Consider the following 437-nt stretch of genomic DNA (forward strand, 5'->3'; position numbering starts at 1 on the left):
GTCGTTCATCAGCGCCACGGCTTCTTCATCGTTGCGCACCTTCATGATGCCGACAATCGGCCCGAAACTTTCCTCGCGCATCACGCTCATCTGGTGGTCGACATTGGTCAGAACTTCTGGCGCCAGATAGGGCGAGCCAGCCTTGTCCTGCTCGACCTTCATGTTGACATGCGCCTGCGCGCCCTTGCGCAACGCTTCGGCCTTCTGCTCGCGGATTGCATCCGCGAAACGCGCCTGAGCCATCGGCCCCATCGTCGTCGCCTGCTCCAGCGGATTGCCGACGACGTACTTCTTGGTCAGAGAAATGAATCCATCGACGAAATCATCATAGACCTTTTCATGCACATAGACGCGCTCGATGCCGCAGCAGCATTGGCCGGAATTGTAGAACGCGCCATCGACCAGATTTTCAATCGCGTGGTCGAGTTTCGCATCCG

The 437-nt window shown here is 57.7% G+C and carries 1 protein-coding gene; it reads right to left on the reverse strand.

The window, feature by feature from the left end:
- A partial coding sequence (locus AB1462_RS32125) for an aldehyde dehydrogenase family protein (protein ID WP_367249147.1) occupies nucleotides 1-437 on the reverse strand: 437 nt, incomplete at both ends.

This window comes from Pseudomonas sp. SB113 (genome assembly GCF_040754745.1).
GTDB classification, from domain to species: domain Bacteria; phylum Pseudomonadota; class Gammaproteobacteria; order Pseudomonadales; family Pseudomonadaceae; genus Aquipseudomonas; species Aquipseudomonas grimontii.